Source organism: Methylocystis sp. NC52PC, from assembly GCF_055698645.1.
Window position 1 is genome coordinate 2469270 of record NZ_CP170127.1, and the last position, 24167, is coordinate 2493436.

Annotated in this window: 26 protein-coding genes; 11 read left to right on the forward strand and 15 right to left on the reverse strand. The window is 67.1% G+C overall.

The genetic code is table 11. The annotated features are described in order from the left end of the window. Positions 1-41 precede the first annotated feature (41 nt). The 4 genes from ACETII_RS13925 to ACETII_RS13940 all read right to left on the reverse strand — a co-directional run bounded on the left by ACETII_RS13925 (position 42) and on the right by ACETII_RS13940 (position 3412). Positions 42-1670 carry an alpha-D-glucose phosphate-specific phosphoglucomutase gene (locus ACETII_RS13925; protein ID WP_472785903.1) on the reverse strand — a complete coding sequence of 543 codons (1629 nt, stop codon included), beginning with the start codon at positions 1668-1670 and terminating at the stop codon, positions 42-44. A gap of 109 nt (positions 1671-1779) precedes the next feature. Then, positions 1780-2166, reverse strand: coding sequence for a hypothetical protein (locus tag ACETII_RS13930; protein ID WP_472785904.1), 387 nt, complete (start codon positions 2164-2166; stop codon positions 1780-1782). A gap of 142 nt (positions 2167-2308) precedes the next feature. Then, positions 2309-2755: a cyclic nucleotide-binding domain-containing protein gene (locus tag ACETII_RS13935; protein ID WP_363346768.1), complete on the reverse strand. Its 447-nt coding sequence runs from the start codon at positions 2753-2755 to the stop codon at positions 2309-2311. 72 nt (positions 2756-2827) lie between these two features. Beyond that, entirely contained in the window at positions 2828-3412 is a 585-nt protein-coding gene (locus ACETII_RS13940; RefSeq protein ID WP_363346770.1) for a winged helix-turn-helix domain-containing protein, read from the reverse strand. A gap of 57 nt (positions 3413-3469) precedes the next feature. Here ACETII_RS13940 and ACETII_RS13945 point away from each other — a divergent pair, with 57 nt between their 5' ends. Further along, entirely contained in the window at positions 3470-4000 is a 531-nt protein-coding gene (locus ACETII_RS13945) for a L,D-transpeptidase family protein (protein ID WP_472785905.1), read from the forward strand. 6 nt (positions 4001-4006) lie between these two features. Here the strand turns inward: ACETII_RS13945 and ACETII_RS13950 are convergent, their stop codons facing one another. Continuing rightward, positions 4007-4681 carry a YggS family pyridoxal phosphate-dependent enzyme gene (locus ACETII_RS13950; protein WP_472785906.1) on the reverse strand — a complete coding sequence of 225 codons (675 nt, stop codon included), beginning with the start codon at positions 4679-4681 and terminating at the stop codon, positions 4007-4009. Between the two features lie 160 nt (positions 4682-4841). Between ACETII_RS13950 and ACETII_RS13955 the strand changes: the two genes are divergently transcribed. From ACETII_RS13955 to holA, 4 genes are all read left to right on the forward strand, one after another. Beyond that, a complete protein-coding gene (locus tag ACETII_RS13955; protein ID WP_472785907.1) occupies positions 4842-5426 on the forward strand; it encodes an HdeD family acid-resistance protein in 585 nt (194 codons plus the stop codon). A gap of 92 nt (positions 5427-5518) precedes the next feature. After that, positions 5519-8155, forward strand: a complete 2637-nt coding sequence (gene leuS, locus ACETII_RS13960; RefSeq protein ID WP_472785908.1) for a leucine--tRNA ligase — start codon at positions 5519-5521, stop codon at positions 8153-8155. Continuing rightward, positions 8142-8744: a hypothetical protein gene (locus ACETII_RS13965; protein ID WP_472785909.1), complete on the forward strand. Its 603-nt coding sequence runs from the start codon at positions 8142-8144 to the stop codon at positions 8742-8744. The genes leuS and ACETII_RS13965 overlap by 14 nt, the downstream gene beginning before the upstream one ends. Positions 8745-8774: 30 nt before the next feature. Continuing rightward, positions 8775-9797, forward strand: a complete 1023-nt coding sequence (gene holA, locus ACETII_RS13970) for a DNA polymerase III subunit delta (RefSeq protein WP_472785910.1) — start codon at positions 8775-8777, stop codon at positions 9795-9797. Positions 9798-9851: 54 nt separating this feature from the next. Here the strand turns inward: holA and purQ are convergent, their stop codons facing one another. The 5 genes from purQ to purC form a co-directional block, all read right to left on the reverse strand. Next, positions 9852-10541: a phosphoribosylformylglycinamidine synthase subunit PurQ gene (gene purQ, locus ACETII_RS13975; RefSeq protein WP_472785911.1), complete on the reverse strand. Its 690-nt coding sequence runs from the start codon at positions 10539-10541 to the stop codon at positions 9852-9854. A 9-nt stretch (positions 10542-10550) separates the two neighbouring features. After that, positions 10551-10787: a phosphoribosylformylglycinamidine synthase subunit PurS gene (purS, locus tag ACETII_RS13980; protein WP_363346788.1), complete on the reverse strand. Its 237-nt coding sequence runs from the start codon at positions 10785-10787 to the stop codon at positions 10551-10553. 75 nt (positions 10788-10862) lie between these two features. Then, positions 10863-11309 carry a DUF3429 domain-containing protein gene (locus ACETII_RS13985; RefSeq protein ID WP_472785912.1) on the reverse strand — a complete coding sequence of 149 codons (447 nt, stop codon included), beginning with the start codon at positions 11307-11309 and terminating at the stop codon, positions 10863-10865. 89 nt (positions 11310-11398) lie between these two features. Next, positions 11399-11935 (reverse strand): Uma2 family endonuclease, encoded by a 537-nt coding sequence (locus ACETII_RS13990; RefSeq protein ID WP_472785913.1) that lies wholly within the window; start codon positions 11933-11935, stop codon positions 11399-11401. A gap of 51 nt (positions 11936-11986) precedes the next feature. Beyond that, positions 11987-12781, reverse strand: a complete 795-nt coding sequence (gene purC / locus ACETII_RS13995) for a phosphoribosylaminoimidazolesuccinocarboxamide synthase (protein WP_363346794.1) — start codon at positions 12779-12781, stop codon at positions 11987-11989. A 341-nt stretch (positions 12782-13122) separates the two neighbouring features. On the opposite strand from purC, the gene ACETII_RS14000 reads away from it, so the two are divergent. Continuing rightward, positions 13123-13446: a DUF1476 domain-containing protein gene (locus ACETII_RS14000; protein ID WP_363346796.1), complete on the forward strand. Its 324-nt coding sequence runs from the start codon at positions 13123-13125 to the stop codon at positions 13444-13446. 149 nt (positions 13447-13595) lie between these two features. After that, complete coding sequence (locus ACETII_RS14005; RefSeq protein WP_472785914.1) at positions 13596-14579, forward strand: tyrosine recombinase XerC; 984 nt, start codon at positions 13596-13598, stop codon at positions 14577-14579. On the opposite strand, the gene ribB is transcribed toward ACETII_RS14005, so the two are convergent. Next, complete coding sequence (ribB, locus tag ACETII_RS14010; protein ID WP_472785915.1) at positions 14580-15662, reverse strand: 3,4-dihydroxy-2-butanone-4-phosphate synthase; 1083 nt, start codon at positions 15660-15662, stop codon at positions 14580-14582. Between the two features lie 132 nt (positions 15663-15794). Between ribB and ACETII_RS14015 the strand changes: the two genes are divergently transcribed. Then, complete coding sequence (locus ACETII_RS14015) at positions 15795-16541, forward strand: phosphodiester glycosidase family protein (protein ID WP_472785916.1); 747 nt, start codon at positions 15795-15797, stop codon at positions 16539-16541. Between the two features lie 338 nt (positions 16542-16879). Here the strand turns inward: ACETII_RS14015 and ACETII_RS14020 are convergent, their stop codons facing one another. Next, a complete protein-coding gene (locus tag ACETII_RS14020; protein ID WP_472788170.1) occupies positions 16880-17875 on the reverse strand; it encodes a histone deacetylase family protein in 996 nt (331 codons plus the stop codon). Positions 17876-18077: 202 nt separating this feature from the next. Then, positions 18078-19154 (reverse strand): chorismate synthase, encoded by a 1077-nt coding sequence (gene aroC / locus ACETII_RS14025; protein ID WP_472785917.1) that lies wholly within the window; start codon positions 19152-19154, stop codon positions 18078-18080. Positions 19155-19263: 109 nt separating this feature from the next. Between aroC and ACETII_RS14030 the strand changes: the two genes are divergently transcribed. Next, positions 19264-19518: a hypothetical protein gene (locus tag ACETII_RS14030; protein WP_363346808.1), complete on the forward strand. Its 255-nt coding sequence runs from the start codon at positions 19264-19266 to the stop codon at positions 19516-19518. Here ACETII_RS14030 and ACETII_RS14035 read toward each other — a convergent pair. Together ACETII_RS14035 and ACETII_RS14040 are read right to left on the reverse strand one after the other, a co-directional pair. Further along, positions 19503-20642 carry a hypothetical protein gene (locus ACETII_RS14035; RefSeq protein ID WP_472785918.1) on the reverse strand — a complete coding sequence of 380 codons (1140 nt, stop codon included), beginning with the start codon at positions 20640-20642 and terminating at the stop codon, positions 19503-19505. The two genes, ACETII_RS14030 and ACETII_RS14035, sit on opposite strands and share 16 nt — an antisense overlap. A gap of 27 nt (positions 20643-20669) precedes the next feature. Next, on the reverse strand, positions 20670-21206 hold the full coding sequence (locus ACETII_RS14040) for a SixA phosphatase family protein (RefSeq protein ID WP_363346812.1): 537 nt from the start codon (positions 21204-21206) through the stop codon (positions 20670-20672). Positions 21207-21360: 154 nt separating this feature from the next. Between ACETII_RS14040 and ACETII_RS14045 the strand changes: the two genes are divergently transcribed. Together ACETII_RS14045 and gshB are read left to right on the forward strand one after the other, a co-directional pair. Further along, positions 21361-23085, forward strand: coding sequence for a hypothetical protein (locus ACETII_RS14045; protein ID WP_472785919.1), 1725 nt, complete (start codon positions 21361-21363; stop codon positions 23083-23085). 123 nt (positions 23086-23208) lie between these two features. Next, a complete protein-coding gene (gene gshB / locus ACETII_RS14050; RefSeq protein ID WP_363346816.1) occupies positions 23209-24165 on the forward strand; it encodes a glutathione synthase in 957 nt (318 codons plus the stop codon). The last annotated feature ends 2 nt before the right edge of the window (positions 24166-24167 follow it).

Genomic DNA, 24167 nt, shown 5'->3' on the forward strand with positions numbered 1-24167 from the left:
TCCTTATAGGTCGAGCGGCCAGAGAAGGCGAGCGGAGGGCGTCAGGTGATCACGCTCGGCGCGCGGCGCTTTGTGAAGCGCTCGATCTCCGCGATCTCGCGCGAGAGCGCAATGAGGTCGCCGAGCGCCTGCTGCGTTTCACCGAACTGCTTGGCGGGATCGGCCTCGTAACGTTCGATATAGACGCGCAGCGTCGCGCCCGCCGTGCCGGTGCCGGACAGGCGGTAGACGATGCGCGCCCCATCTTCGAACATCACGCGCAGACCCTGGTTCAAAGAGTCAGATCCGTCGACCGGGTCGTGATAGGCGAAGTCGTCGGCGTCTTTGACGTGAAGGGCGCCGAAGCTCCTCCCTTTCAGCGCCGGCAGCCTGTCGCGCAGCGTCTTGATCAGCGCATGAGCGCCGTCGCTGTCGACCTCCTCGTAATCGTGGCGCGAGTAATAATTGCGGCCATAGGTCGCCCAATGGTCGCGCACGATCGCGTCGACGCTCTGTTTGCGCGCGGCGAGAATGTCGAGCCAGAGCAGCACGGCCCAGAGCCCGTCCTTCTCGCGCACATGATTCGAGCCGGTGCCGGCGCTTTCCTCGCCGCAGATCGTGACGAGGCCCGCGTCGAGCAGATTGCCGAAGAATTTCCAGCCCGTCGGCGTCTCGTAAAGGGCGACGCCGAGTTTTTCCGCCACGCGGTCAGCGGCGCCGCTCGTCGGCATGGAGCGGGCCACGCCGGCAATGCCGCTCCTGTAGCCCGGCGCGAGATGCGCGTTGGCGGCGAGAATGGCGAGACTGTCCGACGGCGTCACGAAGCGGCCGCGCCCGATGATGAGATTGCGGTCGCCGTCGCCGTCGGAGGCGGCGCAAAGGTCCGGCGCCGCCGGCGACATCGCGAGATCGTAGAGATGCTTCGCATGGACCAGATTGGGGTCGGGATGATGGCCGCCGAAATCGGGCAGAGGCGCGCCATTGATCACGCTGCCCGGCGCCGCGCCCAGCATGCCTTCGAGAATAGCGTGCGCATAGGGGCCGGTCACCGCGGACATGGCGTCGAAGCGCATGGCGAAGCCGCCGCGGAAGGCGTCGCGGATGCGGTCGAAATCGAAGAGCGTCTGCATCAGAGCAGCGTAATTCTCGACGCTGTCGACGATCTCGACGCGCATGTCGCCGAGCTGCGTGGCGCCGACCGTGTCGATGTCGACGTCGGCGGCCTCCACGATCTTGAAGGACGTGATCGTCTTCGTGCGTTGGTAGATCGCCTCGGTGACTTTCTCGGGCGCCGGCCCGCCATTGGCGACGTTGTATTTGACGCCGAAGTCGCCGTCGGGGCCGCCGGGATTGTGGCTCGCGGAAAGAACGACGCCGCCGAAGGCCTCCAGTGCGCGGATGAGGGCCGAGACGGCCGGCGTGGACAGAATGCCGCCCTTGCCGACGACGGCTCGGCCGAAGCCATTGGCGGCCGCGATTTTCAGGATCGTCTGGATCGCCTCGCGATTGTAGTAGCGGCCGTCTCCGCCGACGACGAGGGTTTGGCCTGCAAAGCCGTCGAGCGAGTCGAAGATCGACTGGACGAAATTCTCGACATAATGACGCTGTTGAAAGACCGGAACCTTCTTGCGCAGGCCCGAGGTGCCGGGACGCTGGTCCGCATAGGGGGTCGTCGCAATTTCTTTAATCATCCTGCCTCTGAGCGCCTCTTGGCCAATCGTGCTCTTATCTATGGACCGAACCAGATAAAAAAACGGCGGCGCTTTGTCGCGCCGCCGAAACTCTCGATCCTTGGGAACCTCACCAGCCCCAGGACGGATAGCTGTAATAGTCGTATCCGTAGTAAGGGTAGCCGTAGTTATAATAGGGGTAATAGCCCCCATAGTAGTAGCTGCTGTTGGCCGCCGCGAGGCCGGCGCCGAGCAGGCCGAGGCCGACGCCCGCCGCAACCGCCGCGCCGGGATTATAGCCGCGGCGATAATAACCGCCATAGTAGCCGCCATAATATGGACGTCGGTAGCCATAGCCCCCGCGGCGGTACCAGACCTGATCGACCGAGGCTGAGAGCCCGACCGTCGAGGGCGGGGCCACGCCCATCGGGCCGGCGAGAACGTCTGTCGGAATGGCGGTCGCCGTCATGGCGCCGAGAAGCGCGCCGGAAAGCGCCAGCTTGAGACATTTACGCATAGACATACCTCCCTTGGCGGGCGCGCCGTTGACGCGAGGCGCGTCGCCCGCCGAGCTAACGCGTCAATAACCAAATCTAAACCGGAATCGTTTCGCGTCGAGAGGCATTTCTGTGTCTTTTCGACGCGTAGCGTAAACGCGCTCAGTCGCGCCCCTCGTATCCCGAGGCCGCCTCTCGCGTAAAATCGACGAGCCGCTCGCGAAAAAACTCCCGCACCCGCGCGGCGGTCAACGGGTGCTGCTCGAGAATTTGCAGAAAAAGCGCGCGGCGGATTTTCAGCACGGTGCTCGGCTCCACGGCGCGCGCCGTGATCGGGCGCAATGAGGGGGCGACCAGCGCCATTTCCCCGATCAGCGCCCACGGCCGCAGCACCTGCGCCGGCAGCCGCGCCTCGCGGGGCGCCAGGGCGATCGCCCCCAACATCAGTATGAAGCCGCCGTCCGACTCCTCGCCGCGCTGGAACAGAAAATCGCCCGAACGAAGCAGACGCGTTTCTCCGGCGAAGGCCAGCATCTGCAAAGCGCCGATCTCGAAGATGGCAAAAAGCGGAATACGCCTTAAATTGTCGATTTCGTCATCGAGAGTCATTGCGTCTTTCAAGCGCGGATTCTGTCGCTTTTTTGTGGCAAGCGTGGCGGCGCCCACAGCCTTTTTTGCGCATCATCGCGCAGGCTTCGCCAAGCGGTAGCCGCCGTCTTCTGTCAACAACCTTTGCGGGCGCGAAGGGTCCTGTTCGATCTTGCGACGCAGGCGATGAATGTGGGTTTCCAGCGTGCGCGTGGTGACATTCGGACCATAACCCCAGACGTCGGCGAGTAAGGCTTGCTTGGTGAGAATGGCGCCGCGCGCTTGTGCGAGCCGTGCGAGGATCGCGGCCTCCTTTTCCGTGAGGCGCGCGCCGAAGTCTTCGCCTGCATTGGCGTTTTTCGGAGGCGCGGCAAGGCGGGCCAAGAGCTCGGCGAAACGGAAGGGGCGCGTGAGCGTCGCGTCGGCGTCGTCAGAGGCGGCGCCGATGAGAATGATCGGACCGGCGAAGCCCTGCGCCCGCAGGCCGCGGGCCAGCGCGGCGGCGTCGCAGAAGTCGGCGTCGAGAAGCGCGGCTGCGGAATCGCGGGCGTCAGGGGGAAACGCGAAACTTTCCCTGGCTCCGAGCGGATGAAGCGCATAAGCGCCGAAACAAGCGATCTGCTCCTCGAGACTCGCCAAAAGCTGCGGGCCAGCGGCGACGAATAAAATTTGGGTCATGGAACGGGGCGTTCTCTGCTATGACGGCAAGAAAGCAGAAGGGCCCGATCTTCCTCCATGGAGTTTCTGCGCGCAAGACGACTGACGACGCTACGCGTCGCGCGGCGCATCGGCGGCAAGCCGCATGAGGCGCGCATGTGCGCGGGCGGCGTTGTCATCCCCTGCGCCATCGGCCGCGCCGGAATCGTCCGAGACAAGCGCGAGGGCGACGGCGCGACGCCGGCGGGAAGCTGGCGGCTGCTGTCATTCTTTCTGCGCCGCGCCGCGCCCGCCCCTCGTCCCTGGCGCGTGATCCGCCGGGAAGACGTCTGGTGCGACGATCCGCGCGCCTTTCTCTACAACCGGAAGATGCGTGCGCCATTGCGGCTCAGCCACGAGGCGATGTGGCGCGAGGACGGCCTCTATGACGTTGTCGGCGTCATGGATTACAATATTGTCCCCCGCGTGCGCGGCCGCGGCAGCGCCATCTTCTTCCACATCGCGACCGAGGAACTCGGACCTACGGCCGGCTGCGTTGCGCTGCGGGCGCGCGACATGCGCCGGCTGCTGTCGAGATTGGGACGGGGCGCTCGAATCGTCGTGAGCTAGGCGTCGTCAGCTTTTCGCATACTCCCGCGTCCCCATGATCGCCGAGCCGACGCGCACATAGGTTGCGCCGAGCTGGATGGCGAGCTCGTAATCCGAGCTCATGCCCATGGAGAGCTCCTCGAGCCCGTTCCTCGCGGCGATATCGGCGAGCAGGGCGAAATGCGGGGACGCCTGTTCGTCGACGGGGGGCACGCACATCAGGCCTGAGATCTCGAGGCCGTATTTTTCCCGGCAGGCGGCGATGAAGGCGTCGGCGTCCTGCGGCAAAACGCCCGCCTTCTGCGGCTCCGCGCCGGTGTTGATCTGCACGAAGAGGCGCGGGCGCTTCCCCTGTTTCTTCATCTCCTCGGCGAGCGCGGCGGCGATCTTCTCGCGGTCGACGCTCTGGATCACGTCGAAGGCCTCGACGGCTTCGCGGGTCTTGTTGGATTGAAGCGGGCCGATGAGATGCAGCTCGACCCCGGCGAATCTCTCTCGAAGCCCCGGCCACTTGCCCATGGCCTCCTGAACGCGGTTTTCGCCGAAGACGCGATGCCCGGCCTCCAGCAGCGGAACGATGTCCTCGGCCGGAAAGGTCTTCGTCACGCAGACCAGCGTGACGCTCGCCGGGTCCCGTTCGCAATCGTCGGCGGCGCGGCGAATGGCGGCCTTCGTGTCGTTGAGGCGATCGATGATGCTCATGCAAGCTGGTTAAGGCGCGCGCGCGGCGAGGGCAAGACCGCGTGGCGGCGGGGACCCTGGACGAACTTATCCGCGCCGTGGAACCGGTCGCAACGGCGGCGGTTAGCTCTGCGTAAATCTCCGTCGTCCCCAGCGGGGCGGCGCGCGCGGGAGGTTGACCATGACGAGCAGCGAGGCTTTCAACACCCATCCGCCGGCGCTGGCGACGGCGCATTTTCGCCGCAAGTGGGGCTGGGTCGTCGCGCTGGGCGCGCTTTTCATCATTGGCGGCGTCTTCGCGCTGTTCAACGTCTTCGCCGCCACGGTCGTGGCCATCGTCTATATCGCGGCGGCGCTGGTGGTTGCGGGAGGCTGGGAGATCATCACCGCCTTTCAGATCCGCCCCTGGGGGCGCGCGGCGCTCCTGAGCGCCGTCGGAGCGCTCACCTTGCTGGCGGGCGTCGCCGCCGCGCGCTTCCCGGTGCTGGCCGCCGTTTCCTTCACGGCGCTGATCGGCGCGCTGCTCATCGCCTGCGGCGTGGCCAAACTTGCGCTCGCCTACCACCTTCGGCATCTGGCGCGATGGGAGCTCATCGCCGTCGCCGGGGCGCTGAGCCTCGTCCTCGGCGTTCTGATTCTCGCCGAATGGCCGACGTCGGGCCTCTATGTCCTCGGCCTGTTTCTGGGCGTGAACCTGCTCTTCGAGGGGGTCGGCTGGGTCGCCATGGGGCTCGCGGCGAAGCCTGCGGAGCGGCGGGCGTTCTAAACGGGCGGGCGGCGGTCTCCCTTTGACATCCCCCCTCCCGACCGGCATTTAGGAGCGCGAATTTCGACGCTCCGACCGGACAGCCGCCCCGCATGAGACCCGACCGCTATAATTTCGCCGAAGCCGAGCCGAAATGGCAGAAAATCTGGGAGGAGCGGCAGGTCTTCAAGGCGGGGGCCAAGCCCGCGGCGCCCAAATATTACGTGCTGGAGATGTTCCCCTATCCGTCGGGGCGTCTCCATATGGGCCATGTCCGCAATTACTCCATGGGCGACGTCATCGCCCGCTTCATGCGCGGGCGGGGCTTCGACGTCCTGCACCCGATGGGCTGGGACGCCTTCGGCCTGCCGGCCGAGAACGCCGCGGCGCAGACCGGCGCGCATCCGGCAAAATGGACCTACGCCAATATCGCCGCCATGCGCGCCCAGCTCAAGACGCTGGGCCTGTCGCTCGACTGGTCGCGCGAGATCGCGACCTGCGACCCCGAATATTACAAGCACCAGCAGCGGCTGTTTCTGGATTTTCTGCAAGCGGGAATCGTCGACCGCAAGAAATCCAAGGTGAACTGGGACCCGGTCGACATGACCGTGCTCGCCAATGAGCAGGTGATCGACGGCCGCGGCTGGCGTTCGGGCGCGCTCGTCGAGCAGCGCGAGCTGACCCAGTGGTTCCTGAAGATCACCAGCTATTCGGTTGAGCTGCTCGAGGCGCTCGACACGCTGGACCGCTGGCCCGAGAAGGTGCGGCTGATGCAGCGCAACTGGATCGGCCGCTCGGAGGGCATGCTGGTCCGCTTCGCGCTCGCAGAGCCGCTCGACGACGCGCAGGAGATCGAGGTTTTCACCACCCGCGCCGATACGCTCTTCGGCGCGAAATTCGTGGCGCTCGCCGCCGACCATCCGCTGGCCAAAGCGGCGGCCGAGAAGAATGCGGCGCTCGCCGCCTTCTGCGAGGAATGCCGCCGCGGCGGCACGTCCGCCGAGGCGATCGAGACGGCCGAAAAGCAGGGCTTCGACACGGGGCTGCGCGTCGTGCATCCCTTCGATCCCAACTGGACGCTCCCCGTCTATGTCGCGAATTTCATCCTTATGGACTACGGCACGGGCGCGATCTTCGGCTGCCCGGCGCATGACCAGCGCGACCTCGATTTCGCGACCAAATACGGGCTCGGCTTCAAGGTCGTCGTCTGTCCGGCGGGCGAGGACGCGGCGGGGCTCGAAAAGAAGATTTCCGAGAGCGGCGAGGCCTTCGACGCCGACGGGACGCTCGTCAACTCCGAGTTTTTGAACGGCTTCACGGTTCCCGAGGCGAAGGAGCATGTCGCCAGCCGGCTGGAGACGACGGCGCTCTTCAACGCGCCGCAGGGTGTCCGCAAGGTCAATTACAAGCTCCGCGACTGGGGCGTCTCACGCCAGCGCTATTGGGGCTGCCCGATCCCGATCATCCATTGCGAGACCTGCGGTCCCGTGCCCGTTCCCGAGGCCGATCTGCCGGTCACGCTGCCGGAGGACGTGACCTTCGATCAGCCGGGCAATCCGCTCGACCGCCATCCGACCTGGAAGAACGTCCCCTGTCCGTCTTGCGGCAAGCCCGCGCGCCGCGAGACCGACACGATGGACACTTTCGTCGATTCGTCCTGGTATTACGCGCGCTTCGCGGACCCGCACAACGACACGGAGCCCGCTTCGGCGGAAGCGCTCGGGCGCTGGCTGCCGGTCGATCAATATATCGGCGGCATCGAGCATGCGATTCTGCATCTGCTCTATTCGCGCTTCTTCGCCCGCGCGATGCGCGACTCCGGCCACGCCGCCGCGGCCGAACCCTTCTCGGGCCTCTTTACGCAGGGAATGGTCGTCCACGAGACCTATAAGGGGCCCGACGGCTGGGTCTCGCCCGCCGCCATCCGCATCGAGGCGGGGGAGGGCGGCAAGCGCCGGGCTTTCCTGATCGACGGCGCCGGCGAAGTCGAGATCGGCCCGATCGAGAAAATGTCGAAGTCCAAGAAGAACACGGTCGACCCCGACGACATTGTTGCAAGCTACGGCGCCGACACCGCGCGGCTCTTCGTGCTCTCCGACAGCCCGCCCGACCGCGACGTGATCTGGTCGGACGAAGGCGCCCAGGGCGCCTGGCGCTTCGTCCAGCGCCTGTGGCGCATCACGGGAGAACTCGGCCGTGTCGCCGCCGCGGCGGGGGCGGGCGCGCCCGCCGAGATCGGCGCCGAGGCGCTGAAGCTGCGCAAGGCCACGCACAAGACGGTCGCGCAGGTCAGCGAAAACATCGAGCGCCTGCGCTTCAACAGCGCCATCGCCCGCATCCGCGAATTCGTCAACGAATTGACCGCGGCGCTCGATGCGGTGACGGAGACCCCCGTCGACGCCGATCTCGCATTCGCCTTCCGCGAGGCGGCGGACGCGCTCATCCGCCTCGTCGCCCCGATGACCCCGCATGTCGCGGAAGAATGCTGGACCGATCTTGGCCATAAAGGCCTGGTATCCGAGGCGGCCTGGCCCGTGGCCGACCCGGCCCTGGTGGCCCAGGAGACGATAACCTTGCCGGTTCAGGTCAACGGCAAGAAGCGCGCCGAAATTATTGTCGCGCATGACGCCGACGAGGAAACGATTCGCAAAGAGGCGCTGGCGCAGGATGGCGTCCTCCGCGCCATGGAAGGCAAGCCGCTCAGGAAGTTCATTCTCGTGCCGAAGAGGATCGTCAATGTGGTCGTGTGACAAGGCGCAGCCGGACGCCCACGCCGTCCCTCACCCTGTGCGCGGGCTCGACCGGATGAGGGCGCTGCTGCTCGCCGCATTTGCCCTTTCGGGCGCGGTTCCGCTCGCCGGCTGCATCCAGCCGCTCTACGGGGCCAATGGGGCCTTCGACGCCTCGCCGCTGGCTTCCGAGCTGCAGGCCATCGAGGTGGACGAGATTCCGGGCCGCATCGGCCATTATCTGCGCAACGATCTTATTTACGGTTTCAACGGCACGGGCTCGTCGGTGGCGCCGCGCTATCGCCTGACCGTCGTTCTGCGCGAGCGCGTGCAGACGCCGATCCTCGACACGGTCACCGGCCGCGCGACTTCCGCGACCGTGATCGTCGACGCCGATTACAGGCTCGTCACCTGGCCGCAGAATGTGGTGGTGACGCAGGGCACGGCCTTCAACATCGCGAGCTACGACCGCTTCTCGAACCGCTTTTCCAACGTGCGCGCCGCCCGCGACGCGGAGATCCGCGACGCCCGGGTGATCGCGGATTCGATCCGTACGCGCATTTCGACGGAAATGGCGATGCGCGAGCCCGCCCCGACGCTCGTCCGCTGAGCCGCGGCGCGGCGGGCAGGGAGGGGCTGGATGGTCGCCGTCTCGCACCGCGACGCCGAGCGCTTCGTCGCGTCTCCGCCGGAGAGCGTCTTTCTTTTCCTGATCCACGGCTCCGACGCCGGCATGGTGCGCGAGCGGGCGCTCGCGATCGTGACTCAGCGCGTCGACGACCGGCGCGATCCGTTTCAGTTTGTCGAGCTCTCCGGCGACGCCGTGTCCGCCGATCCGTTGACGCTGCTCGACGAAGCCAACACCACGCCGCTCTTTGGCGGCCGCCGCGCCATTCTGGTCGAGACGGGCGCGAAATCGGTCATCCCCGCGGTTGCGTCGCTGATCGCCGCGCCGCCGGTCGCCTGCACGATCGTTCTGACCGCCGGCGCGCTGAAAAAAGATGCGCCGTTGCGCAAGCTCGTGGAGGGCGCGAAGCAAGGGGCCGGACTCGAGTGCCTCCCGGATACGGAGCAGGACATTCATGCGCTGGTCGACCGCACGCTGCTCGAAGCCAATCTCGTGGCGACGCCCGAGGCGCGGGCGCTGCTCCTCGCCGCCCTCGGCGAAGACCGGCTGATGAGCCGCGCCGAGCTCTCCAAGCTCGTTCTCTATGTGCATGGCCGTGAACATGTCGAAGCCGCGGATGTCGAGGCGATCGTCGCCCATGCCTCCAGCATCGCCTCCGACCGCGTCGTAGCCGCCGCTTTCGCGGGCCGCGCGGGCGAGACGCTCGACGCTTATTTTGCGCAAGGAGGCGACGCCGGCGCGCTGCTCTTCGGCGCCCTGCGCTACGCTTTGGCGCTCCATCGCGCCCGGCTCGCCATGGAGCGCGAGGGCGGGCGCGCCGACGCCGGCGTCACCGCGCTCTATCGCGCCGGCTTCGGCTTCATGCATCGCGCCTTGATGGAGGAGCAGCTCAAGAGCTGGACGTCCGCCCGTCTCGGCGCCCTGATTGAGCCCCTGCGCGACGCCCAGACCCGCGCCCGCGCCAATGCGAATATCGCGCAGATGGAGGCCGAACGCGCGCTCTGGCGGGTGGCGAGAGCGGCGGGGAAGCGATGATCACGGGCCGGATTTTCCGCCCTCGCCCTCGCCGGCGGCGAAGCGCCGCGGCGTTTACGCTGCGCTGGCGAGGCTTTCGAACAGCGCGCGGCCGTCGATTCCGCCGACGAGCGGGTCGATGAGATTTTCGGGATGCGGCATCAGCCCGAGCACATTGCGCTTTTCTGAATAGACGCCGGCGATGTCGTTGCGCGAGCCATTGGGATTGGCGTCGCCGCCGAGGGCGCCGTCGGCGGCGCAATAGCGGAAGGCGACGAGGCCTTCGCCCTCGAGCCGCGCGATGGTTGCGTCGTCGGCTTCGTAATTGCCTTCGCCATGGGCGATGCAGACCTCGATCACCTGGCCCTTGGCGTAGTGGCGCGTGAAGGCCGTGTCGTTCCGCTCGACGCGCAAATGCTGCATCTTGCAGACGAAGCGCAAATTGGCGTTGCGCATGAGCAAGCCGGGCAGCAGGCCGCTTTCGCAGAGGATCTGGAACCCGTTGCAGACCCCGAGCACGAGGCCGCCGCGGGCGGCGTGCGCCCGCACCGCGTCCATGATCGTTGCGCGGCCGGCGATGGCGCCGCAGCGCAGATAGTCGCCGTAAGAGAAGCCCCCCGGCAGGACGACGAGATCGGTCCCCGCCGGCAGCTCATGGTCGGCGTGCCAGAGCATGGCGGGCTTCTGCCCGGTCGCCTGCTCGAGCGCCCGCGCCATGTCGCCTTCGCGATTGGAGCCCGGAAAGACGATGACGGCGGCTTTCATGGCGTTCTCTTAAACGTCGATCTGGTAATTTTCGATAACGGTGTTGGCGAGCAGCTTCTCGCAGGCGGCGGTGAGCTGCGCCTTCGCGGCGGCCGCGTCCGCGCCCGTCACCTCGACATCGAAAACCTTGCCCTGGCGCACGCTCTCGACGCCCTCGACGCCGAGCGACTTCAGCGCGCCCTCGATCGCCTTGCCTTGGGGATCGAGGACGCCGTTCTTTAAGGTGACGACGACGCGTGCTTTCATGAGCCTTCAGTTCCGTGTGGGAGCCGCCTCACGGTTAACGGCCCGGCGCGCAAAGGGCAAGCGTCGGATGCGGCCTCAGAACGACTGCGCGGCGGCCCCGACCACGAGGCAGGAGACGACGATCGCCGTCAGCGGGCGCCGCAGCTTCGGATACCATTGTGGGGTGCGCCCCGCCCGCGTCTCCGCGAGGTCGTAGAAAAGCAGGCCCATGAAGCCCGCTGCGAGCAGGATGAGGCCCGAAACCCCGCCGATGAGCAGGGCCGGAAGGGCAAGTAGCGACGGCGCCACGCTGCGGCCGAGCGGCCCTGGTCCGGGGTCGTCGCGCTGCATGGCCGCGCCCCAATGCACGCCGCCCATGAAGGACAGGATGATGGCGCCGTAGCCGAGCAGGAGGGTCAAGCCGAAAGGCCGCAGCGTCCCAGCAAAAAAAGGGATCGAGGCGAGGGCGCCGGCGAAGAAGGGAATCGCGCCTGCATAGCCGAGCCATTTCGCCGCTTCCGGAAGGGATTCTCTTGTGCGCATCACTGCCTCCTTTTGGAGCAAAGTGAGCGTGGCGGCTGGCGGCCACAAGGCGCGCGGCGGTCAAAGGCCGCCTGAAATTCGCCAGCCGTCTAAAGGAGACCTGTGTCCCGATAAATGTCGCGCAGAGCGACCCGCGCGCCGATGACGGGGAGGTCGAGTTCGCCGTCGGCGGTCTCGAAGCGGCGCTCGGCGAAGCCATTCTTCCGGTCGTAGGATACGACCTCGACCGCGTCCTGCGCCACGACGACATATTGCGACAGGCTCGGCAGCGTGGCGTAAGCCTTGCGCTTCCACCGCAGGTCACGATTCGCGGTTGACGGGGAAAGAATTTCGAAAACGATCAAAGGATCGTCGCATTCCGTTACAATGGGGTTGCCGCTCGGGCGCACCAGGATGTCTGGGACGGGAACGCCAATCTCAGAAACACGCACGCCGAGTCCCGGTACGACGACCCATGAGGCCTGGCTCGTCGCCGCCGCGCGATCAAGGACGACGATCAGATTGCGCGCGATGAGTTGATGCAGAAAACTTGCCGAAGCGTTCAAGATCGGCTCCCCGTCGACCAGCTCCCACTTCTCTTCATCGGGGCGCGTGGCCGTGAACGCGAAGAATTCCTCCGCGTTCATCGGGCGAGGGTCTTGGAAGGGGACGCCCAAAGCCGCCTCCTGTCGTGGCTCCTACTGCACCAGCTTGGGGGCGCCGACGCGGACGTTTTCGCCTTCCTGCATGATGCCGAGCCGGCGCGCGACCTCCGTGTAGGCCTCCACCAGCCCGCCGAGGTCGCGGCGGAAGCGGTCCTTGTCCAGCTTGTCGTTGGACTTGATGTCCCACAGACGGCAGCTGTCGGGCGAAATCTCGTCGGCGACGACGATTCGCATCATGTCGCCTTCCCAGAGGCGGCCGCACTCCATCTTGAAATCGACGAGGCGGATGCCGACGCCGAGGAACAGGCCGGAGAGAAAGTCGTTCACGCGGATGGCGAGCGCCATGATGTCGTCGATCTCCTGCGGCGTCGCCCAGCCGAAGGCGGTGATGTGCTCCTCCGAGACCATCGGGTCGTCGAGCGCGTCGTTCTTGTAGTAGAACTCGATGATCGAGCGGGGCAATTGGGTGCCCTCCTCGATGCCGAGGCGCTTGGCCAGCGAGCCGGCCGCGACATTGCGCACCACGACCTCGAGCGGAATGATCTCCACCTCGCGGATGAGCTGCTCGCGCATGTTCAGCCGGCGGATGAAATGCGTCGGCACCCCGATGTTGTTGAGATGCTGGAAGATATATTCCGAGATGCGATTGTTCAGGACGCCCTTGCCATCGATCACCTCATGCTTTTTGGCGTTGAAGGCGGTGGCGTCGTCCTTGAAATGCTGAATCAACGTGCCAGGCTCCGGCCCCTCGTAAAGGACCTTGGCCTTGCCTTCGTAGATACGGCGACGGCGGTTCATTGGGATCAACCGGGGCTTGAGAAAATCCATGTGGTCGGCCGCGGCTCCTCCGATTTTGCCCACCGCGTCCGAAGTCGCACCGGGAGGCAGGTCAAGGTCGCCGACCGCAACAGGGGCGGTCGTAACGTCTTTGGGGGCCAGTGACAAGCCAGCGCTCACCCTTCCAGGGAGCGCCTTACTTTAGCCGAATATGGAAGCTGGCACAACGCGCGCAAGATCGGCGTCTTGCGCGCGCCCGCGCGCGAATGTCGCAGGCTGGCGGCTTGGCATTGGCGCCGCGGTCGAATTTCGCCTATATGCGTGCGGCGCGTGCGATGCGGCAGCGGATTCGCCCGCGAGACAAAGTTCGAGCAACCCGGCTGAGGATGGACATGAGCACTTTCGACCAGCGCGAGGATTCCTTCGAGAAACGCTACGTCCATGACGAGGAGCTGAAGTTCCGCGCCGAGGCGCGCCGCAACAAGCTCGTCGGCCTCTGGGCGGCCGAGAAGCTTGGCAAGACCGGCGCCGAGGCCCAGGCCTACGCCGCCGCTCTGGTTGCGGCGGAGGTCTCCGCCGACGCCGACGAGCGCGTTGTAGCGACGGTCAAGAAGGACTTCGAGGCGGCCGGCGTCGATCAGTCAGAGCACCAGATCCGTCGCACCATGGAAGAAATGCTCGCCAAGGCCAAGGCCGAGATCAAGGCGGGCGCGTAAGGCGTCGGAAGCCGCCGTCTTTGCAAAGCGCTTGAGCGACGACGCGCTCCAGGGCCGCCTTGGCGGCCGCTGGATTGCGTCGCCAGGGCGCGCGATGATCGACGAAGCCCCGCGGCGAATTTTAAGCTTTTTCGCGCAAGCTTGCGCCCATGCGCGATCATTCAGTTTCTCGTCCCCGAAAGGCTTTTCCCGAAGCGGGCCGCTTCAGCGCCGCGCCGGAAATCGCTGCGGAAGCTTTGCTTTGGCTTCAGGCTCTCGCGGGAGAACGGCGCGCTTCGCGCCACACGCTCGACGGCTACGCCCGCGACCTCGCAGCCTTCCTTGCCTTTCTGACCGAGCACCTCGGCGAAAAGCCCGACGCGGCGGCGCTCATCGCCCTGGCGCCCGCCGATCTGCGCGCCTTTCTCGCGCGGCGACGCAGTGAGGGACTGGAGAGCCGCTCCCTGCTGCGCGCGCTTGCGGCGATCCGCAATTTCCTGCGCTTTCTGGAGAAAAAGGGCCTCGCCAAGACCGATCTCTTCGCCGCGGTGCGCCCGCCCAAGAAGCCGCACAGCCTGCCCAAGGCGCTCACGGTGGGCGACGCCCGCGACCTCATCGACCCGGCGCAGCGCGCCGGCGAAGCGCGCGAGCCCTGGATTCTCGCCCGCGACGCCGCGGTTCTGGCGCTGCTCTATGGCGTCGGCCTGCGCATTTCCGAGGCCCTGTCGATCGCTTATGCGGACGCGCCCACTGGCGGCCGGGATCGCGTGACCATCCTCGGCAAGGGCGGAAAGACGCGCACGGTTCCCGTCATCGAGCCGGTGCGCCGGGCGATCGAAGATTATCTGGCGCATTGCCCCTATGAGCTTTCCGGCGGGCCGCTGTTTGTCGGCGCCAAGGGCGGGCCGTTGTCCCCGCGAATCGTGCAGCTCGCGGTGCAGCGTCTGCGCGGGGCGCTCGGGCTCCCCGACAGCGCGACGCCGCATGCGCTGCGCCATTCCTTCGCCACCCATCTTCTGGGGCGCGGCGGCGATCTGCGCACGATCCAGGAACTTTTGGGCCACGCCTCGCTGTCGACGACGCAGATTTACACCGCCGTCGACAAGAAGCGCCTGCTCGACGCCTATAAGTCGGCGCATCCGCGGGCGGATTGATTACTCCACCGGCTCCACCGCGGTAATCTCGATTCCGAAGCCCGATAGCCCCACGAAGGCGCGCGGTTTGGCGGAGGAGGAGCGCAGGCGGATCGACGAGACGCCCAGATCCTTCAAGATCTGCGCGCCGAGGCCGACGTCCAGCCATTGCCGCTTGCGGCTTTCTTCGGCGTTTTCCGGCTCACGTCCGACAATATTCGTGGGGACGCCGGCGGCGCCGTCGCGCAGATAGACGAGCACGCCGCGCCCCTCGCGGGCGAAGCGCGCGAGCGTCTTTTTGATCGTCGGCGCGCCGCCCATCACGTCCGAAACGATGTCGGCGCGGTGCAGGCGCGTCGGCACAGCGCGGCCGTCGCCGATCGAGCCGAGCACGAAGGCGAAATGCTGCACGCTGTCGAAGGGCGTCACATAGGCGTGGCCGGTGAAGTCGCCGACCTCCGTCGAGACCGGGAAAGTCGCCACGCGCTCCACGAGCTTCTCGCGCCCCTGCCGGAAGGCGATCAGATCCGCGACCGAAACCAGTTTGAGATTGTGCGTCCTCGCAAAATCGGAGACCTGCTGGCCCGTCATCACCGTGCCGTCGTCATTGGCGAGTTCGCAGATCACGCCCACGGGCGGGAGGCCGGCGAGCTTGCAAAGGTCCACGGCCGCTTCCGTATGGCCGGAGCGCATCAGCACGCCGCCGTCCTTCGCGATGAGCGGGAAGACATGGCCGGGACGCACGAAATCGGCGGCGCCCATATTGCCGTTGGCGAGCGCGCGCACCGTATTGCAGCGCTGCTCGGCCGAGATGCCGGTGGTGAGGCCGTGCTTCACGTCGACGGAGACGGTGAAGGCGGTGCCGAGCGGCGCGTCGTTCTGGGCGACCATGGGCGCGAGATGCAGGCGGCGGGCGTCCTCGAGCGTGACGGGCGCGCAGACGATGCCGCAGCAATGGCGGATGATGAAGGCCATTTTCTCCGGCGTGCACAGCGACGCCGCAATGACGAGATCGCCTTCGTTCTCGCGGTCGTCATCGTCGGTGACAACGACGATCTCGCCGTGCGCAATGGCCTCGATGGCCTCTGTGATGGAATGGGGCAAGCGGGTCTCCGGGGGGCGCCGATAGGCGCTGTCGCCGCATATCTAGCCGTCCCGCCGCGCCGTTTCAAATCCGCCCGGACGCCGCCATTTTCAGCGTATCCATATTTGGCCCGAGGAGTGTGGAGGAACGGGATGGCGCGTGTGGTTCGGCTGGCTGCGGCGCTCGCCGCCTTTCTCTTCTGCGCCGGAGCCGGGGCCGCGCCGTCCTGCGCCGATATGGAGCACGATGGGGCGTCCTACACGGTCTGCGACGTCGACGCCCGAAAGGCGTCGATCCGCCTTTACCTGCGCGACGGCGCGGGCGACCTTTACGGCGGCTTCTCCGCCCTTGCCGAGGCGCTGGCGCGTCACGGCGAGACGCTCGCCTTCGCTATGAACGCCGGCATGTATGCGCCCGATTTCTCGCCCGTGGGGCTTTACGTGGAGGGAGGGCGCTCGCTCCATTCCGCCAACACGGCCGCCGGCGAAGGCAATTTCCACATGAAGCCCAATGGCGTCTTTTGGGTCGACGGCGGGCAGGCGGGGGTGACGGACACCCAGCGCTTTCTGAAGTCGCGGGCGCATCCCGTCTATGCGACGCAGTCGGGGCCGATGCTGTTGATCGGCGGCCGGATCAACCCGCATATTCACGAAAGCGGAACCTCTCAAAAGTTCCGCAACGGCGTCTGCGTGCGGGGCGGGCATGTGGCGCGCTTCGCCATCTCCAACCAGCCTGTGACCTTCCACCAGTTTGCGAGCTTCTTCCAGGACCGGCTCGCATGCGCCGACGCGCTGTTTCTCGACGGCGGGACCGCCTCGGGGATGTATGCGCCGTCGCTCTCGCGGCACGACCGCTTTCATCCGATGGGGCCGCTGATCGGGGTGGTCGAAAAAAAATGAGTCCCGGCCCGGCGCCGCCGTCCTCGTCCTTCGAGACGCCGCCTTCGGCGGCTCCTCAGGATGAGGACGGCTTGTCGAAGCCGCTCGACCCGCAGGCCGTAGCGATGCAAGGCCACTCGTCCTGACGAGCGTGCGCAGCACGCGTCTGGGAAGACCCCTCATCCTGAGGAGCGTGCGCAGCACGCGTCTCGAAGACCCCTCATCCTGAGGAGCGTGCGAAGCACGCGTCTCGAAGGCCCCTCATCCTGAGGAGCGTCGAAGCACGCGTCTCGAAGGCCCCTCATCCTGAGGAGCGTGCGAAGCACGCGTCTCGAAGGACGAGAGGCAGAAAACCGGACTCACCCCTCCATGAGCGCGCCGACATGGGCGGCGACGCTCGCCGCGAGGTCCTTTGGCGCATAGCCGCCTTCGAGCATCGAGACGATGCGGCCGTCGCAGCGCCGCGCGGCGATTTCCATGACGCGCAGCGTGACGTCACGAAAGTCTTCTTCCACGAGACGCAGCCCGCCGAGCGGGTCATGCACATGCGCGTCGAAGCCGGCGCAGAGCAGGATGACGTCGGGCGCGAAAGCGTCGAGGCGCGGGAGGATGCGGCCCTTCAGCGCCTCGCGGAAGGCCTCGCCGCCGTCGCCCTTCGTCAGCGGCGCGTTGACGATAGTGTCATGGGCGCCGGTCTCCGTGACCGCGCCCGTGCCCGGATAATGCGGCGACTGATGCGTCGAGCAGTAAAGGACCTTCTTTTCGTCCCAGAAAATCTCCTGCACGCCGTTGCCGTGATGCACGTCGAAATCGATGATCGCCGCGCGTTCTGCGCCATGGGCGGCGATGGCGTGGCGCGCGGCCACGGCGGCGTTGTTGAAAAAGCAGAAGCCCATGGGCCCGTCGGGGCGCGCATGATGGCCGGGCGGGCGCGTCGCGACGAAAGCGCTGCGCGCCTCTCCGCGCATGACGGCGTCGACCGCGTCGACCGCGCCGCCGGCGGCGCGCAGGGCGGCTTCATAACTTCCGGCGCTCATGACGACGTCGGCGCCAAGCTCTGTTCGTCCCGCCTTCGGGGCGAGCGCCGCGAGTCGGTCGAGATGCGCGGCCGCATGGACGCGCAGCAGCGCGTCGCGTGGCGCCAGCGGCGCGTCGCGGCGCAGGAGGGCGCCAAAGCGCGGATCGTCCAAAGCGGCGAAAAGCGCCCGCAGCCGCGCGGGGGCGTCGGGCCATCCGGGGCCGGGGTCATGGGCGAGGGCGGCGGGGTGGCTGACGAAAAGCGTTCCTGACGTCGCCGCGCGGACGGGGAAGGCGGCAAGGCTGGCGGCGCCGGCGAGGGCGGCGCGGCGGGTCAGCGCGCCGGGATTGTTAGGCGTTGCTTGGACCCCACCCGGCCCGCTTCGCGGGCCACCCTCCCCGTGAAGGGGAGGGATGGGACGGCCGCGAGGGGGCCAATCAGCGCTAAGAATTCCGCCCTTGCCGTTTGGCTGCACTTTCGGCGCTTCAATCCCTCCCCCTTGCGGGGAGGGTGTCGCCGCGAAGCGGCGACGGGTGGGGCTACCCGCCAATCTGTCCCCGATGCCGCAGGAAATGATCCGCCAGAACGCACGCCATCATGGCCTCTCCGACCGGCACGGCGCGGATGCCGACGCAAGGGTCGTGGCGGCCCTTGGTGACGATCTCCGTCTCTTGGCCGTCGCGGTCGATGGTCCGGCGCGGGGTCAAGATGGAGGAGGTGGGCTTCACGGCGAAGCGCACGACGATCGGCTGGCCGGTCGAGAGGCCGCCGAGCACGCCGCCCGCGTGGTTCGACAAAAATGTGGGGCCGGCGCGCATCTCGTCGGCGTTTTCCTCGCCAGAGAGTTCCGCGGCCGCGAAGCCGTCGCCGATCTCCACGCCCTTCACGGCGTTGATCGACATCATCGCCGCGGCGAGATCCGCGTCGATCTTGCCGTAAAGCGGCGCGCCCCAGCCGGGCGGCGCGCCTTCCGCGACGACCTCCACAACGGCGCCGATCGAAGAGCCTTTCTTGCGCACTTCGTCGAGATAGGCCGCCCATTGCTCAGCCATCACGGCGTCCGGGCAAAACAGCGGATTGCGCTCGACTTCCGCCCAGTCGAAGCGGGCGCGATCGATCTTATGGGGGCCGATCTGCACCAGCGCGCCGCGGATCGTGACGCCGGGGACGACCTTGCGGGCGACGGCGCCGGCGGCGACGCGCGCCGCCGTCTCGCGCGCCGATGAGCGCCCGCCGCCGAGATAGTCGCGGACGCCATATTTCGCGTCGTAGACGTAGTCGGCGTGGCCCGGGCGGTATTTATTGGCGATTTCGCCATAGTCCTTCGAGCGCTGGTCGGTGTTTTCGATGACGAGCGCGATCGGCGTTCCGGTCGTAACCTGCTTGCCGTCGGGGCCCGCGAAAACGCCGGAAAGAATTTTCACCGCGTCCGGCTCGCGGCGCTGCGTGGTGAAGCGGGACTGGCCGGGTTTGCGCTTGTCGAGAAAGCCCTGAATGTCGGCCTCGGTCAGCGCGATCCCCGGCGGGCAGCCGTCGACGATCGCGCCGAGCGCAAGGCCGTGGCTTTCGCCGAACGTGGTGACACGGAAGAGATGGCCGAAGCTGTTATGCGACATGCGGCGCTTCTAGGCCGCGCGGGCGCCCGGGTCAAACGCGCCGCCGGCGGGACTTTCGCAACGGACCAAACCGTCGTAACAGCAGGGTTCGAGTTATAGAGAGGCGAGAATGCTCAAGAAGATTGCCGTCGCCGCCGTTGCGGCGCTCCTCTGCGCGCCGGCGCTGGCCCGTGACTTTACCGTCGATTATGGCGGCCTCGGCCGCAACACTCCCAACCATGCGCAACATGGCAAACGCAGCCGCAGCGGCGCGTGGATCGACGACAATCGCCGCCATCACGGCGCGCCGCACGGCGGCCATTGGGTCGGCGGGCATGGCCATTTCAGCCCGCGTGGGCAGGGCGGCCATCATTGGGGCTGGTGAGCCGCCTCGGCTGACGATCCGGTTTTCGCTTCGGCGTTTTCGGGCGCGCTCTTTTCCGGCTGCGGCGCGGCGGCGGCGGCCGCCTTCGCCGGGTCCTCGAGAAGGCGGCGCAGTTGCGACACGGCGGCCGTGACGAGGGCCATGCGCGGCCGGTCTGGCCCGATCTCGACGGCGGCCATATTGGTGAGCGCTTTGGCGAGATTGCCCGTCGGCAGGCCGGCGGCGTCGAACAGCAGAAGGTCGTCGTTGGGCGAGGCGGCGACGCCCGCCGCCAGATGCGACGCGTAATTTGCCATACGGGCCAGCTCGGCCGAGCAGTCCGCCACGCCGCCGAGCGATGGCGGCGAGGCTGAGGGCGGCCCGGGCAGGGGAGCGGGCGGCGGCAGAAGCTTCAGCCCCGAGATCGTCTCCGTGTCCAAGTCGCGCGTCGGCGGCTTCGGCTTGTCGCGCCGGGGCCGCGCCTCTGAGACGCCCGCCATGATCGACGGGGTCGGGATGAGGTCGGGCGTCGCGACCGGCCGCGCCGGCGCAGGGCCGACGCCGCCTCGTCCATGGGCCGCGAGCCAGCGGGCGCGCAGCGTATTCTGAAGGCCCCGCGGCGCGAGCCCCATCGGCACGACCCGTTGCGGCATCATCTGCGCCAGACCTTCGCGCGAGGCAGGCGGCCCGGGCGTCGGGCGGGCGATCATGGGCGAACATTGGGCCGGCGCCCAGCGCTCGACAATGGCGCGGGCGCTATGGCGTTTGTAATCGACGTAATAGCGGCGCAGCAGCAGCGCGGCGACGGCGGCGCCTTCCTCCGCCGAAGCGAAGGCGACATGCCCGTCGGCGTCCGAGGCGATCTCGCCGGTCCAGCCGGCGCGCTTCACGCACCAGTAATTATTCAGCTTCACGCAGCGCGCCGGGTCGCCGTCTTCGGCGCCGAGCGCGCGTTTGGCCGCGTCCGCGGGGCCCATCTCGAGCCAGAGGGCGCTCTCGCTTCGCCAATTGTCGACGGCGCGCTTGTCGGGAAGGTAGGACGGCGCCGGCGTGCGCCAGAAGAGCGCCGCCGGCGCGACAAGGACAGCCGGCGGCCGGGCGGGCGCTGCGGCCGTCATCAGCATCACGAGCGTTTCGAGCAGCATGCCCCGCGCGCTCCCGGAGAATAACCCTTAGTCCGGGTCGTCGACGACGTCGCCGCGCAAGGCCGCCGGCGTCACGAATCGATGGAGACGGGCGGCGCCCTTTCGGACCTCCGCCCAATGTTCGGTGTCGAAGTCCAAAATCGCAAGCGCGGCGGTCGGATAGGAGGCGCGCATATGGTCGAGATCACTGGGTTCGCCGCCGCCCGCGAGCCAGATCGCAAGCTCCGCGAAACCGGGATTGTGGCCGACGGCGAGGAGCGTGTGCACTTTATCGGGCGTCTGCCGCAGCACGTCGACGAGGTGATCGACTGTTGCAAGATAGATCGTGTTCTCAATGAGATGCGTGACGTGACCGGGGAAGGCTTCGAGCGTGCGCTCGAGCGTCTGCTTGGCGCGCCGCGCGTTGGAGGCGACGGCGAGTTCGGGGGTCATTCCCGCTTCGCGCAGAAACTCGCCGACGCGACGCGCATCCTCCTCGCCGCGCCGCGTCAGCGGGCGCTCGCGATCCCCTCCGGCTGAGTGACGGTCGGCTTTGCCGTGGCGCAATAGAAGTAAACGTCGCATAGAATCTCTCTAACACGCGACGCGCGGAAAGCCATCCGCGGAGCGGCGTCGCGGCCAAGCTGCGACGAAAAAACTCGGGGCCTTTACCGCGTCGCAATGCGGGTGCAAGTTCCTTCCTCTCCTTCTCCCCGCGAATGGCGCAAAGTCTCAAGCAATGCAAAAGCTTATCAGTCGTAACGCCCTTATTGCGGGCGTGCTCGGGCTCGCGGCCGCGGCGGCGGTCGGGACCCTCCCCGCCATCACCCAGGCAGCCGAGGGCGACCTGAGCCTCGACAATCTGACGTTCTCGCTTGGCGGGGTCGTTTATAAAGTCCCGCATTTGGAGCTGAAAGGCGCGTCGCTTACGGCCCTCGAGCTGGCGCAGCTCTTCACGGGCGACGAGAAAGCTGTGGATGGCCGCCTCGCGCGGCTCTCGGCGAAAGGCCTCGTCATCCCGACGTTGACGACCGAGCGCAAGGTCGGCGAGACGACCGAGCGCGCCGTGTATCGCGATCTCGCGGCGGAGGGCATTGCTGCGGGCCGCATTGCGTCTCTCAAGGCCGGGGGCGCCGAGCAGACCATCGACAAAGCCGATGGCCAGTCGCAGCGGCTCGTCTGGGGCGCGAGCCTCGCCAAGGGGATCGATCTCCGCCAACTCGCCCATCTGGCGCTCGCCGTGCAGCGCGACCGCGACGAGGCGCTGAAGCCGGTCATCGAGGAGGAGCGCGTCGCGTCGCTCACCCTCGAAGACAGGGTCGGGCGGATGACGGCGAGGACCGGCCCGTTGACGCTCGCCGGCGTGAAGGGCAGGGCCCTGCCCGTGTCGCCGACGGCGCTTCTGGAACGGGTGCAGAAAGCCGATCCCGACAAGACGGAGGCCGATCCTACGCTGCTGAAGGAGGTCATCGAGGCCATAGCCTCGTTCGACGTCGGCGCGCTGGAGGCGCGCGACATCGCCGTGACCGGCAAGGGAGAGCCCGCCGACAAGCCTTACGCCATCAAGGTCGGCCGGATCGCCGCGACGAAAATATCCGGCGCCGCGGTCGGCGATTTCGCCATGGAGAATTTCTCCCTTCAGTCCTCGGACGGCGGCCTTCTCACCCTCAGTCGTTTCGGCCTGCGCGACGCCCGGCTCGCCGCGCTGCTCGAGGCCCCTTTCCCGCAGCTTTCGCGCGTGGAGCTCAAGGGGCTTCAGGGCGATTTGCCGGACGCCCGGATCGGCGAAACCTCGCGAATGAAGTTCAGCCTCGCCGATGTGGAGGCGAATTTCGCGGATTACCGCGAGATCGCCCCCGCGAAACTCTCGGCCCGGATGGACCGTCTCGACATCGATCTCGCTGCGCGCGGGGAGGCGCCCTCGACCGCCCAGTTCCTGGCGCTCGGCTACCGCGATCTGGATCTTTCGGCCGCGGTGGCGGGCGAATGGCGCGAGCAGACGCAGGAGGCTGTTTTCGCGCCGCTGCGCATCGAGGGGCGCGACATGGGCGCGGCGACGCTGAGCGTCACCTTTGGCAATGTGTCGGGCGCAATCTTTTCGTCCATGGCGGTCGTCTCGAAGGCGGCGGCGATGGCGGCCTCGCTCAAATCCGTGGAGCTCGTCGTCGAAGGGGGCGGGCTCATCGACCGGCTGCTGACGCTCGAAGCCCGGGAGCAGAAAGGGAGCGTCGAGAAGGCCCGAGCCGAATACGCCAAGGGCGCGGGGCTCGCGGTGGCCTCGGTGCTCGGCGGCGGTGAGAAGGCCAAAAAGATCGCCGAGGCGGTCTCGGCCTACGTCCTGCGACCCAAGCGGCTGCAGGTGCGGCTGGCGGCCCCCGCCGGCGTCAACGCGCTCGACGTGATGTCGCGCAAGCCTTCGGAAATTCTGGAAGGCGTCGAGGTCGAGGCCGTGGCCGAGCGATAGCCGGATGCAATAAAACACGCATCGGGCCGCGTCTCCTGCTATTGGAGCGCGGGCAGGCTAGATATTGGTCTTACGGCGCCGCTGGCGCTATAGCTTTTGCGCGCCGTAGCGGCGGGAGGGGCGATGCTGGAAATCGCGGTGCAGATGGACCCGTTGGAGCGAATTAATTTCGCCGGGGATTCAACCTTCGCGCTGATGCTGGAGGCGAAGCGGCGCGGGCATCGCCTGTGGTTCTACACGCCCGATCAGCTCTCTCTCGAAGGCGGCCGCCTCACCGCCCGCGCCCATCATATCGACGTCTTCGACGAGCCGGGCCGCTATTACGCCCTCGGCGAGGCCACGGAGCTCGATCTTTCGAGCATGGACGTGGTGCTGCTGCGGCAGGACCCGCCCTTCGATCTCGCCTATATCACCTCGACCCATTTCCTCGAGCGCATCCAGGGGCGGACGCTGGTCGTCAACGACCCCGGCCATGTCCGCAATGCGCCCGAAAAAGTTTTCGTGATGGATTTCGTCGATCTCATGCCGCCGACGCTCATCACACGGGATCGCGCGGCGATCGAGCGCTTTCGCGCCAAGCACGGCGACATCGTCATGAAGCCCCTCTACGGCCACGGCGGCGCCGCGGTGTTCAAAGTGACGCCGCGGGACCCGAATTTCGGCTCGCTGTTCGACATGTTCAGCACGAGTTTTCGCGAGCCCTGGGTGGCGCAGCAGTTCCTGCCCGAGGTGGCGAAGGGCGACAAGCGCATCATTTTAATCGACGGCGAGGCGCTCGGCGCGATCAACCGCGTGCCGGCGCAGGACGACATTCGCTCCAATATGGTGCGCGGCGGCGCGGCGGCGGCCACCGAACTCGACGACCGCGAAAATGAGATTTGCGCCCGCCTCGGGCCGGAGCTTAAAAAGCGTGGGCTGATTTTTGTCGGAATCGACGTGATCGACGGGCGGCTGACCGAGATAAACGTCACGTCGCCCACGGGGCTGCGCGCGCTCAAGCGCGTTGGCGGGCCCGATCTCGCGGTTCCGCTTTTCGACGCCATTGAAAGCCGTCTGAAGGCGCTGCGCGCCGCGGGATGATC

Coding starts and splice junctions, on each gene's coding strand:
- ACETII_RS13925 (WP_472785903.1), bottom strand. CDS start 1,670: ATGATTAAAGAAATTGCGACGACCCCCTATGCGGACCAGCGTCCCGGC.
- ACETII_RS13930 (WP_472785904.1), bottom strand. CDS start 2,166: ATGCGTAAATGTCTCAAGCTGGCGCTTTCCGGCGCGCTTCTCGGCGCC.
- ACETII_RS13935 (WP_363346768.1), bottom strand. CDS start 2,755: ATGACTCTCGATGACGAAATCGACAATTTAAGGCGTATTCCGCTTTTT.
- ACETII_RS13940 (WP_363346770.1), bottom strand. CDS start 3,412: ATGACCCAAATTTTATTCGTCGCCGCTGGCCCGCAGCTTTTGGCGAGT.
- ACETII_RS13945 (WP_472785905.1), top strand. CDS start 3,470: ATGGAGTTTCTGCGCGCAAGACGACTGACGACGCTACGCGTCGCGCGG.
- ACETII_RS13950 (WP_472785906.1), bottom strand. CDS start 4,681: ATGAGCATCATCGATCGCCTCAACGACACGAAGGCCGCCATTCGCCGC.
- ACETII_RS13955 (WP_472785907.1), top strand. CDS start 4,842: ATGACGAGCAGCGAGGCTTTCAACACCCATCCGCCGGCGCTGGCGACG.
- leuS (WP_472785908.1), top strand. CDS start 5,519: ATGAGACCCGACCGCTATAATTTCGCCGAAGCCGAGCCGAAATGGCAG.
- ACETII_RS13965 (WP_472785909.1), top strand. CDS start 8,142: ATGTGGTCGTGTGACAAGGCGCAGCCGGACGCCCACGCCGTCCCTCAC.
- holA (WP_472785910.1), top strand. CDS start 8,775: ATGGTCGCCGTCTCGCACCGCGACGCCGAGCGCTTCGTCGCGTCTCCG.
- purQ (WP_472785911.1), bottom strand. CDS start 10,541: ATGAAAGCCGCCGTCATCGTCTTTCCGGGCTCCAATCGCGAAGGCGAC.
- purS (WP_363346788.1), bottom strand. CDS start 10,787: ATGAAAGCACGCGTCGTCGTCACCTTAAAGAACGGCGTCCTCGATCCC.
- ACETII_RS13985 (WP_472785912.1), bottom strand. CDS start 11,309: ATGCGCACAAGAGAATCCCTTCCGGAAGCGGCGAAATGGCTCGGCTAT.
- ACETII_RS13990 (WP_472785913.1), bottom strand. CDS start 11,935: ATGAACGCGGAGGAATTCTTCGCGTTCACGGCCACGCGCCCCGATGAA.
- purC (WP_363346794.1), bottom strand. CDS start 12,781: ATGGATTTTCTCAAGCCCCGGTTGATCCCAATGAACCGCCGTCGCCGT.
- ACETII_RS14000 (WP_363346796.1), top strand. CDS start 13,123: ATGAGCACTTTCGACCAGCGCGAGGATTCCTTCGAGAAACGCTACGTC.
- ACETII_RS14005 (WP_472785914.1), top strand. CDS start 13,596: ATGCGCGATCATTCAGTTTCTCGTCCCCGAAAGGCTTTTCCCGAAGCG.
- ACETII_RS14015 (WP_472785916.1), top strand. CDS start 15,795: ATGGCGCGTGTGGTTCGGCTGGCTGCGGCGCTCGCCGCCTTTCTCTTC.
- aroC (WP_472785917.1), bottom strand. CDS start 19,154: ATGTCGCATAACAGCTTCGGCCATCTCTTCCGTGTCACCACGTTCGGC.
- ACETII_RS14030 (WP_363346808.1), top strand. CDS start 19,264: ATGCTCAAGAAGATTGCCGTCGCCGCCGTTGCGGCGCTCCTCTGCGCG.
- ACETII_RS14035 (WP_472785918.1), bottom strand. CDS start 20,642: ATGCTGCTCGAAACGCTCGTGATGCTGATGACGGCCGCAGCGCCCGCC.
- ACETII_RS14040 (WP_363346812.1), bottom strand. CDS start 21,206: ATGCGACGTTTACTTCTATTGCGCCACGGCAAAGCCGACCGTCACTCA.
- ACETII_RS14045 (WP_472785919.1), top strand. CDS start 21,361: ATGCAAAAGCTTATCAGTCGTAACGCCCTTATTGCGGGCGTGCTCGGG.
- gshB (WP_363346816.1), top strand. CDS start 23,209: ATGCTGGAAATCGCGGTGCAGATGGACCCGTTGGAGCGAATTAATTTC.